Raw genomic sequence first — 9,181 nt, 5'->3', positions numbered from 1 at the left:
GCTTTTATGTTTGCCAAAAAGATCGCCGAAATTAAGCTTTTCATAAAAGAGTTGGACGGCAAGGATCGAGCCGATAGGAACACATATATTCTTGTTAGGAATTGTAGGGAATGCTCTCTGTTTTGTGATGTTCATTGGACCGAATTACACAAAATAGAGAGCACTTATTTTTATGTAACTGTCAAAGTCAGGTTATTATTTTGACCACATAATAGTTTTGGGATATGCTAAAAGAAAAAAGTTCATTGAGTTGAAAGTAAGAGCTTTCCACTCAATTTGAAGAGGATACGAAATTTACAAATTGCTCGTATAAAAGGCAATTTCTCCATCCTTTAAATATTTAAGATTTTTCAAACAATATAGGTAAGCTCCAAAAAGATATTTTATATATAAAAGATTATTTTGTGAAGGTTTTAAAAAGAAAACTCCTACTTTTGTCATGATTAAGCCAATCCGACTCCATACGAACATACACTTATTGAGGATGTTTTGATCAATGTTTTTAAAAAAAAGATATGTATGATAAACCTGAGTGGTAAAAATAATTTCTTTTTTTGCAGGTCTACCACTGCTTGAAACCTTATGTATTAATTTTGCAAAAGGAGTTTGATATAAAGTACCTGGATACATTTTATTTATTCTAAAAGATAGATCAGCATCATCACCAGCACAATATTTGTACAGATATTCATCAAATTTAAACTTATCGAATACGTCTTTTATATAGCATGTGCAACCAGCCATCAACCATTGACATGAAACAATTTTAGTTAAAGGATACGCATAAACATCTTGAAAAGAAGATAGTAATTGATTACGGTTTTTCCTAGAATGCTTTAAAAAAAAGACTCGTTCAATAATATCAATTAATGGGTTTACTTCCATATTTTGTATATAACCTTGTACACCTATCGCGTTAGGATACTGTGAGAAGGCATTTAAAATTTCTTTGATGAAATTAGGATCTAAAACGACATCATCATCTACAAATAATAATAAATCATTTTTAGCGTTATCTGCTCCAATATTCCTTGCAATATTTGCACTATTTAATTTTCCATTTTTAATATATTTAATAATAGCTCCTTTATTTTCAAAGAAGACTTTTTCTACTGAAACTATTTTTTCGGTTTCAAAATCATCTGCGTTATCAACAACGATTATTTCAGAAGGAAATTTAGTTTGAATAAAAATAGAATCAAGACACTCTTTTAAATCATGAGATCTCTTATATGTAGGAATAATTATTGAAACATTCATATCGCTCATATTTATACATCCTTGTAAACTGTAAGTAAATTTATTACAATATTATCCCATCTGAACTGCTCCATATAATCCAATATTTTGGACTTATCCCACTTATGATCAATTGCATACGAGATTTTTTCTGCAAGATCCTCTGAATTTTTAGGCTTTGCTAATAAACCGTAATCTTCAGAAATAATTATTTCTTCACTACCTCCATTATAAGTCGAAATAACAGGTGTTCCACATGCCATAGCTTCCACTTGTACAACTCCAAAGCTCTCACTTAAACTAGGTAGAACAAAAAAATCACAAGCATTCATCCACAAAGGCAACAAATTGTCTGGGACAGATCCTAATAATTTAACTTCATTTTGCAATTTGGAGGAATCTATCTGTTTCTGTAATTTATTTTTTAATGGACCTGAACCACCAATAAAACACAAAACTTCCTTCCTCCTTTTTTCTTTGAGAATCTTCATTGATTTTATAAGGTAACCAAAACCTTTCCTTTCCACAAGCCACCCCAAACTGAACAAAATAACCGCATTAGATGGCAAATTTAATTGCCTTCTACACTCAGTTTTGCTTAGAGGTTTAAACTTTGATGGGTATCCATTTGGAATAAAAAAGGAATTTTCATTAAATTTTTTTAGAACCGGAATATCTTTCTTGTTGACCCTTATTAAGGCATCAGCACTTTTCCAAGAATTGTTAATTAAAGAATAATCCATATTCACTTCATCACAGAACCATTTAGAATTTTCATGGATGGTAACAAAAAGAGGTATTTTGTATGTTTCTTTAAGTTTTGATCCAATGTATGCAGAAGGCCAAGTAAAGTGAGAGTGTATTATATCAAAACTAATTCCTTCTTTTTCAATCAAATTCCTAACAACTTTGAATCTATTATCAATCAAGATCTTATTGAAATAAAAAATAGGAATATAAGTACAGCGTGGGTAAAAAACCTTAACATTGTCATACGTATAATCTTGACATAATTTATCATTCGAAAGAACTTTGAAGCTAAATAAAACAGGACTGATAACAAAGATCTCTTTGAAATATTGACTCAAAGAATCAATCTGATTTTTGACAAAACTGCCCCCAATATATTCCCCACTACTATTAGGATATAAGGAAGTGATAACTAGCAGTTTTTTATGATGGAAATTTTTAAATTCTGTAGGGTCCACTGATAACACCAACAAATAAATTACATTGAACTCAATAAATGATATCTTGAATTCACAATGCTTTTTTTAACTTCTTTACATGCTTGTAGATCTCTTCTTCTATGAAACTCAGATTTTTTCGATACGTAATCTACAATTTCATCTACATCCCTAGAGTGCAAAACTCTACCTTGGTCCACAAAGTATTGGTCAACTGAAAGCAATTTAGAGCTCGGAAAGAAAGAAACCGAGGTAGTACTCATGCAGGCTGCCTCCCTTGTAAGCGTCCCAGTACCTGTTAAAACTGCGTTTGTGTAATAACAAAGGTCAAGTGAATACTTTGAAAGGTAATCTTCTCTTTATAGAGTGCTATCTGAATCAAAGAATAAACTATTTTTATCCTTTGTCAGAGTGTACTGATACACAGATTCGTAGATACCAGAGTTATCTGACAAATTCAAACCCAAAATATTTATTGCAAATTCATAATCACTGATTCTCAAGTCACCTTTTCTTTTCAGCATCAGCTTATTGTACACATGAATAGGAATTAATCTACTGTTATAATATCCAAAATGTATTACTTCTAAAATTGGTTTGCGGAATAACCGCTTGAAACCATAAAAATCACATTTCGTTTAAGATCCGACAGACTGAAGTCATTACTTCTTTTTTGACTATCCCACAACGGCCAATATCCCTAATTGAAGTCACCACTTCTTTTTTGACGGTTCCACGTCGGCGAATATCCCTGAGTTTAGAATTCTTAGACCTATTTAAGACATGATCTATGATTTCATCTACGTCTCTTGAATGAAGGACTTTCCCCTCATCTACAAAATACTGATCAACTGAAAGTAATTTAGAGCTTGGGAAAAACGAGACAGAAGTCGTACCTATACAAGCTGCTTCCCTTGCAAGCGTCCCAGAACCTGTTAAAACGGCATCTGCATAGTAACAGAGATCGAGTCCATCCAATGCCCTTTCGGGTTTGTAGAATTTGCATCCTTCCGCATAACTTAGATCCCCTTTTTCCCTCGGGAGATAGATAACATTGATATTTTCTTTTTCAAAGGCTTTCAAAAGATCATGAACAATGCTTTTATTTTCTTTGACATAAAATGATGCTAATGCTTCTGGGCGCACCACCACAAAATTTTTAAAAGGCACCTTATTCAGGAAATTCGGACCGGGCTTATAATCTGCAATATAAATATCTTCTTTACATCCATCATAAGTTATCAACTTATTATCATCAAATATTTTACAAAAATTCTCAAAACATACCTGAGGAATAATAACGTAATCAGCAAAGCTTTTTACTTTTGACTCCATATCTTGAACAAAATTTTTTTTCTGCGAAAACTTCAAGTCATTATCGCAAAATAAAATAGATGGTTTTAGGCGTACCTTCGAAATCGCTCCTGACATTGGATTTTCAAAAGACATAGATACATCAAATTTTGGTGCAGAAACCGCGAGATTCAACGTTCTAGAGGCAACGGATAAAATCTTCTTTAAAGGATGAGTGTCGACAGTTCCTACCACTCTACCATGTATTCCAAAAGATTTACACAACTCAACAGTTTCGGCTCGATCTCTTATCGTAATATTTACCTTATAATCTGATAATTCACTAAGTATCGAGTTAAAAAAAAGTGCATGAGATGGGTTTATGATATCAATCCAGATGTTAGTCATTTTACCACCGCATCAGATGAATAAATATCATGCATAAGATTTTGTGATTTAACTGATGAGTCAGACAAACAACTATAATCATCTAAAACATCGTTTATTGTAGAAAATTCAAATTCTTTTAATAATGCCTCAAATTTAGAGAGAGATGAATTAATTCCATAGTAAGCCACAAATCTAGAAAAAAGAGGCAATTTAAACCTGGGGGTATTTGGATATGTTTCCCAGGGATGGATATAAATTATCACTGGCCTTTTTTTATTTACATGCCTGATCCCCAATTTAAGAAACCAAAGTGGAAAGAGACGAAGATAGAAGCCCCCTGCAATAGGAATATTTATACCAATTTTTAAAACAGTCATTGGGAACTCAATGATTTTACCTTTAGAGTCATATTTCGTAATATCCTCTTTACAAGGTTTGTAAATATTTACAGGTGCCTTGGGTTCACCATATAACATTGTTTTGATAGGGAATATGCTGGAATCATATTTGAATCCGTATTTTTCCAGAATTTCAAAAGCCCACTTAGTAGAATTATCTATTGAGAAGCTGGGTGCACGAAAGCCAACTGGTTTTTCACCAGTAATTGATTCCAGAAGATCAACTGAGCTTTTAATTTCTTCCTCAAACGCGTCTTTCCCCAATTCCTTGAGAGTTTTATGCGAATAACAATGTGATTGAATTTCATGTCCTTTATTATAGATTTTTTTTATAGACTCAGGATTTCTTTTAGCATAAGTGCCAAGGACAGCAAAAGTTGCACTTACATTATATTTATCTAATAAATCAATAATCGGCTTTACGGCTTCAAGATCTTGATCTACTTTTTCAGATGGAAGATATTTTGTAAGAAATTCATTAGAGTACCAATGCTCAAGATCTATAACCAGTGCATTTTTCATTGTAACCCCCACGCAAACTCTATAAATTTTTTGCAATAACATCTATACCTTGATATGCAACGGATCATCCTGGACAGCTTTTTATATTGCTTCATCCACTAATTCGACTTCATGACATGAGTAAAAATATTAATTCTTTAGAGATCCCCTGATTATTCCTGCAATCGAATGCAGCATAATCCCTGTAAATGCCATAAACGTCCCGACTAAAGTTAGCAAAATCATCAAAATCGTAGGCCCGAAATTCAACCCCCCCCCGAGATAAAAAGTATGGAGAAAATTGATACCCATATAAATTCCTCCCGTTCCTAAAGCAATACCTGGAATCGTAAAATAATACAGAGGCCTGTTAAACTCCATATCTTTCAGAATTTTTAAAAGAACCATCAATCCATGCCTTATTGGATTCTCTGTCGAATGGCCCACATCATACCTTACCCCTATCTCCACCTCTTTGATCCTTAACCCTGCATTTCCTGCATCTGCTAGCATTTCGCTTTCTATTTCCATGCCGTTTGAGTTGAAGCGGAAGATGTCTTTGGTGTACCCGGCAAAGGCGCGAAAACCGCTCTGGGAATCGGTTACCTGGATGCTGGAGTTCATGTTCGTGGCTTTGTCCAGAATGGTCTGGCCTACGCGGCGGTAGGCAGGAGTGTTTTTGTCGTTTCCGTTGAGGTAGCGGCTACCGTTTACCATGTCGGCAACGCCCTCTACAATAGGAGCTACGAGTTTTGGAATGTCTGAAGGGTTGTGCTGGCCGTCAGAGTCCATCGTTACAATGACATCGGAGCCTTCAGCGGCTGTAAAGCCGGTCTTGAGGGCCATACCTTTTCCCCTGTTGGGTGAATGTACAATCACTTCGGCACCGACTTTCTCCGCGATCTCGGCTGTCCGGTCTGAGCTGCCGTCATCTACCACGATCACCCTGTCCGCATGCTGTTTCGCGAGCAGGACAATGCTTCCTATGGATATTTCCTCATTAAAGGCTGGAAGGATCACGGTTATTTTCTGGGGAACCGTTTCCCTTGCGCAGGAAGTATCCTCCTGTGCGATGCATTGGGAGCTGTTGCTCAGAAGCAGTTCGCTATTCACTTTCAATTTCTCTATTGGAAAAAATGAACCATTGGATGAGATACTACTTGTGAGCATCTAACCCCCTCACAAAGCTATTCCCTTTTTTATATTACAGACCGTTTATTCATATATTGCTGGGCAATCAGTGACAGGCAGCAGGAAAATCAAACAATCCCTAATTCAAACCTCTTCGTTAAAATTCTTGATAGTAACAACTATACCCCAGATACATTTCCCAATTTTTCCCCCTCAAAAAGGAGCCCTGGAGCCCCCACACAACTTTTTATCAGTTGTATATTTTCAAACAATATATCTCAAAAAGTATTCCTTACTTTAATATATTAATCTATATAAATAACTAGGAAATTTTATGTAGGAATATACGTATTTGAACTGATTAATCAATGTCATTAAACATTTAACGGTATTTTTGATTATTAGGTTATTAGTCACCTGGCATGGGAATTGCATCTGCAGGATTAATCAAATTCGTACCGTTCATCTTTTTGATACAAATGACTCTAACATTCAAAATATTAGATTGTAGTCAACTTAGCAATTAACTACACTTTTTATTTGTTCCTCAAATATTTTCATCCAATTCTTAACAAATTATTTTGTGACGAGCCCTAACCTCTCTAGGGAAAAATTAATGAGAATTGAGTGCAAGGTAAACAACACATATCTGAAATTACTCAAATGAAATTTTTCCCTTCTTCTGGAGTGTCCATCTTGAAAGTAAAAAAAGCAGTTATCCCTGCAGCAGGTCTCGGAACCCGTTTCCTGCCTGCCACCAAGTCCATGCCAAAGGAAATGCTCCCGATCATCGATACGCCCGTCATCCAGTATGTCGTGGAGGAGGCCATAGCCTCGGGGATCGAGGACATAATTATCATCACGGGAAGAGGCAAGAGGGCCATTGAAGACTACTTCGACGATTCTCCTGAACTGGAGATGCACCTTGCGAAAAAACACCAGACCGACATGCTGAAGCTGGTGAGGAACATCTCCTCCCTTGTGGATATCCACTACATCCGCCAGAAAGAGCCAAATGGTCTGGGAGATGCGGTTCTAAGGGCAGAAAACCATATCGGAGATGAGCCTTTTGCAGTGCTTCTCGGAGACGATATCATAGTCAACGACAAACCTTGCACTGCCCAGCTTATCGAGAACTTTGAAAAATACGGAAGGTCAACCATCGCAGTCGAAGAGGTGCCTTACGAAAAACTGAGCAGCTACGGGATTATAAAGGGCAAGCCTATTGATGATTCCCTGTACGTGCTTGAGGATATTGTGGAAAAACCCTCTCCTGAAGCTGCTCCTTCCAATATCGGAGCAATCGGACGCTATGTCTTTACTCCTGAAATTTTTGATTGCATAAAGGAAGCTGGAACCGGTGTAGGTAGTGAGATCCAGCTCACGGATGGCATCCGGCTCCTGAACAGGTCTCAGATGATCTACGCCTGCAGGTTCAAAGGAAAACGCTTCGATACCGGGGACCGGCTTGGGTATGTAAAGTCCATAGTGGACTTTGCCCTTAAGAATGAAAACCTTAGAGATGATGTACTTGAGTACCTGCGCGAAATCCTTGCAGTTGAAAAGGTTCCGGCAGAAAAGAAAGAGTAAAGGTAATAACAAACCAGATAATAAAAGAAGCATCAAGTAAGATCGATTTAAAAAAAGATAGCCAAAAGACTATCTAATAAATAGGTAATAAATGGGGGCGATAATTTCTGCTGATTTTCACCAGCAGAGTCCCTCATAATCCACATTTTTCGCTTTAATTACCCGCCTTCCGTCAATAACTATCTTTCCTTTCATGCCCTGGAATTCGGAATCGAGATTCTTGAACTCCTCCCATTCAGTCATCACAAGACAGGCATCTGCATCTTTAAGGGCATCTGAGGCCTTATCAAGGTATTCGATTGTGGGAAAGACGCGCTTCATGTTGTCTGTTGCCATCGGGTCATAAGCCGAAACTCTGGCTCCAAGCCTGAGGAGTTCAGCAATCACAGGAATTGCTCTGGATTCTCTTATGTCGTCCGTTTCATTTTTGAAGGCAAGTCCAAGGACTGCGATCTTTTTGCCTGCAGGATCCCCTATTTTCCTCTGGAGAATTTCAGTCATAAGAAGGGGCTGCCTTTCATTTACAGCTATCACGGACTCAAGGAGCACAGGAGCGTATCCTATTGCTTTTGCTTTTCCTATAAGCGCTTTTACGTCCTTCGGGAAACATGACCCTCCAAAGCCTGCCCCGGAATTTAAAAACTTTGAGGAAATCCTGAAGTCTTTCCCTACAGCTTCCATGACCTCATAGGTATCGATCCCCAGTTTTTTGCAAATATTTCCTATTTCGTTGGCAAAGGAGATCTTGGTTGCAAGCAGGGAGTTATTTGCATATTTGATCATTTCCGCGGTTGCCGGACTTGTACGCGTGATCTCACATTCAAAGGTCCTGTAGAGTTCGGAAACCAGATCTCCTGAGCGTCTGTCGATCGCCCCAACAACTATTTTGTCAGGGTGCATGAAATCCTGGACTGCCTTTCCTTCCCTGAGGAATTCTGGATTCATTGCGACACCGAAGTCTTTTCCGGCTGTCTTTCCTGATGCTTCTTCAAGGACCGGGAGGACAAATTTTTCTGTCGTTTCGGGCACTACTGTGCTTTTTACTACCACCACATGGTAGCCTTCTTTCTTTGCCAGGGCTGCACCGATACTTGCTGCTGCTGCCCGGACAATTGAAAGGTCTATACTCCCATCTTCGGCTGAAGGTGTTCCTACACAGATAAAGGAAATATCCGTTTCATTGACCGCAAATTCATAATCAGTAGTTGCTATGAGTTTTTTTCCTGCATATTTTTGCAAAAGCTCTCCGAGCCCCTCTTCATAGATGGGGGGAATGCCTGCGTTTATCTGCTCCGTTTTTTTCCTGTCAATATCTACACAGATGATTTCGTGTCCGACCTCTGCAAAACAGGCTGCAGTGACTGAACCCACATACCCTGAACCTATAACCGAAACTTTCATAATCTGAACCTCTTTCTTGGGAATTGAAGAGGTAATCGATCCCAATTCTTA

At 37.5% G+C, this 9,181-nt stretch carries 7 protein-coding genes and 1 pseudogene; 1 reads left to right on the top strand and 7 read right to left on the bottom strand.

The window, feature by feature from the left end; all coding sequences use genetic code 11:
- Positions 1–294: 294 nt before the first annotated feature.
- The 6 genes and pseudogenes from EO95_RS07550 to EO95_RS07530 all read right to left on the bottom strand — a co-directional run bounded on the left by EO95_RS07550 (position 295) and on the right by EO95_RS07530 (position 6,178).
- Positions 295–1,269: a glycosyltransferase family 2 protein gene (locus tag EO95_RS07550; protein WP_048133608.1), complete on the bottom strand. Its 975-nt coding sequence runs from the start codon at positions 1,267–1,269 to the stop codon at positions 295–297.
- A gap of 2 nt (positions 1,270–1,271) precedes the next feature.
- Positions 1,272–2,447, bottom strand: a complete 1,176-nt coding sequence (locus tag EO95_RS07545; RefSeq protein WP_048133607.1) for a glycosyltransferase — start codon at positions 2,445–2,447, stop codon at positions 1,272–1,274.
- Positions 2,448–2,467: 20 nt separating this feature from the next.
- Positions 2,468–2,746 (bottom strand): annotated as a pseudogene (locus EO95_RS18750) (DUF354 domain-containing protein); the annotation flags it as partial.
- Between the two features lie 307 nt (positions 2,747–3,053).
- Positions 3,054–4,127, bottom strand: a complete 1,074-nt coding sequence (locus tag EO95_RS07540) for a DUF354 domain-containing protein (protein ID WP_052733537.1) — start codon at positions 4,125–4,127, stop codon at positions 3,054–3,056.
- A complete protein-coding gene (locus EO95_RS07535; RefSeq protein ID WP_082105968.1) occupies positions 4,124–5,029 on the bottom strand; it encodes a polysaccharide deacetylase family protein in 906 nt (301 codons plus the stop codon). The genes EO95_RS07540 and EO95_RS07535 overlap by 4 nt, the downstream gene beginning before the upstream one ends.
- Positions 5,030–5,158: 129 nt before the next feature.
- Positions 5,159–6,178, bottom strand: a complete 1,020-nt coding sequence (locus EO95_RS07530) for a glycosyltransferase family 2 protein (RefSeq protein ID WP_200895018.1) — start codon at positions 6,176–6,178, stop codon at positions 5,159–5,161.
- A gap of 657 nt (positions 6,179–6,835) precedes the next feature.
- Here EO95_RS07530 and galU point away from each other — a divergent pair.
- Positions 6,836–7,729, top strand: coding sequence for a UTP--glucose-1-phosphate uridylyltransferase GalU (gene galU / locus EO95_RS07525; protein WP_156161326.1), 894 nt, complete (start codon positions 6,836–6,838; stop codon positions 7,727–7,729).
- Positions 7,730–7,846: 117 nt separating this feature from the next.
- On the opposite strand, the gene EO95_RS07520 is transcribed toward galU, so the two are convergent.
- Entirely contained in the window at positions 7,847–9,130 is a 1,284-nt protein-coding gene (locus EO95_RS07520) for a UDP-glucose/GDP-mannose dehydrogenase family protein (RefSeq protein ID WP_048133605.1), read from the bottom strand.
- Positions 9,131–9,181: the final 51 nt, after the last annotated feature.

Origin of the sequence: Methanosarcina sp. 1.H.T.1A.1 (assembly GCF_000979295.1) — an archaeon.
Lineage (GTDB): Archaea > Halobacteriota > Methanosarcinia > Methanosarcinales > Methanosarcinaceae > Methanosarcina.
This window is presented reverse-complemented; position numbering and strand designations above follow the sequence as displayed.